1 protein-coding gene is annotated in these 1,723 nt (G+C 75.0%); it reads left to right on the top strand.

What is annotated here, in order from left to right; all coding sequences use genetic code 11:
• Positions 1-331: 331 nt before the first annotated feature.
• On the top strand, positions 332-1,723 hold a 1,392-nt coding region (locus tag GT042_RS19980), incomplete at its 3' end, for an amino acid adenylation domain-containing protein (RefSeq protein ID WP_161310086.1).

Genomic DNA, 1,723 nt, shown 5'->3' with positions numbered 1-1,723 from the left:
CGCGCCCCGGCCGTGCCCGGCGGGGGCCCGCGCCGCGCCTCCCCGGGCGGTCGGCGCCGTGACCAACAGGCGGATCCGGTTAACGCTCGGTAAACTCCCTGTTCGGCGTAGGGAGCGTCGATCGGGTCGGCTGCCGGAAGGGCGGCCGGACCACCGATCGGCACACGTCGGGCGGCGGTCGTGAACAAGCCGCTCGGACGGTTCGCCCTCGCGGAGGTCCTCCCCGCGAGCGGGTGTTCGGGATCCGGTTCAGTGTCGAGCCGGAACGGCGGAGCGAGTTGTCCGGCCGGTGTCGCCGAACTCCCCACCCGCCTGACCCCGGAGAAACTGGATGACTGTAGTAGCGGACGAGTCCCAGGCCCTGATCGGGTCGCTGTCGGCCGGTGTCCTGGACACCCCGGTACGGCCCGGCGTCTTCGCCGGGCGCCCGGCCCCGGACGGCCGCACCCTGATGGACATCCTCGGCGAGACGGCGCGGCGCTTCCCGAACGCGCCCGCCGTGGACGACGGGACAGGGGCTCTGAGCTACCGCGCGCTGCTCACCGAGGTGGACGGCCTGCGGCTGCGGCTGAAGGCCGAGGGCATCGGCGTCGGTGACCGGGTCGGCGTACGCGTCCCCTCGGGGACCGCCGATCTGTACGTCGCGATCCTGGGCGTCCTCGCCGTCGGCGCGGCGTATGTGCCGGTGGACGCGGAGGACCCGGACGAGCGGGCGGAGCTGGTCTTCTCCGAGGCGGGGACCTGCGCGGTGCTGGGCGCCGGCCTCGAACTGGTGGCGCGCGGCTCCGGCGGAGGTGTCAGCGGCCGGCCCGGGCCGGAGGACGACGCGTGGATCATCTTCACGTCCGGGTCCACGGGGCGGCCCAAGGGCGTCGCGGTCACGCACCGCAGCGCGGCGGCGTTCGTGGACGCGGAGGCCGGGCTGTTCCTGGCCGAGGAGCCGATGGGCCCGGGCGACCGGGTGCTGGCCGGGCTGTCGGTCGCCTTCGACGCGTCGTGCGAGGAGATGTGGCTGGCGTGGCGCAGCGGCGCCTGCCTGGTGCCGGCTCCCCGGTCGCTCGTACGGACCGGTCTCGACCTGGGCCCCTGGCTGGTCGAGCAGGAGATCACGGTGGTCTCGACCGTCCCGACGCTGGCGGCGCTGTGGCCGGTCGAGGCGCTGGACGACGTACGGCTGCTGATCTTCGGCGGGGAGGCGTGCCCGCCCGAACTCGCGGAGCGGATGGCGGTCGAGGGCCGCGAGGTGTGGAACACGTACGGCCCCACCGAGGCGACGGTGGTCGCGTGCGCGGCACGGCTGACGGGAGAGGGGCCGGTACGGATCGGGCTTCCGCTCGACGGCTGGGAGCTGGCGGTCGTGGACGCCCGGGGCGAGGTGGTGCCGATGGGCACCGTCGGCGAGCTGGTGATCGGCGGGGTGGGACTGGCGCGGTACCTGGATCCGGCGAAGGACGCGGAGAAGTACGCGGCGCTGCCGTCGCTCGGCTGGTCCCGCGCGTATCGCAGCGGCGATCTGGTGCGGGCGGAGGAGGCGGGCCTGCTGTTCGTGGGACGCGCGGACGAGCAGGTCAAGCTGGGCGGACGCCGCATCGAGCTGGGCGAGGTCGACGCGGCGCTCCAGGCGCTGCCGGGCGTGGCGGGCGCGGCGGCGGCGATCCGCACGACCCCGGCGGGCCACCAGATGCTGGTGGGGTACGTGGTGACGACGGGGTCCGGGGCACCC

Origin of the sequence: Streptomyces sp. SID3212, assembly GCF_009865405.1 — a bacterium.
In the GTDB taxonomy this organism is placed as follows: domain Bacteria; phylum Actinomycetota; class Actinomycetes; order Streptomycetales; family Streptomycetaceae; genus Streptomyces.
The sequence above is the reverse complement of the archived record's forward strand: the minus strand, read 5'-3'. Positions and strand labels throughout refer to the sequence as shown.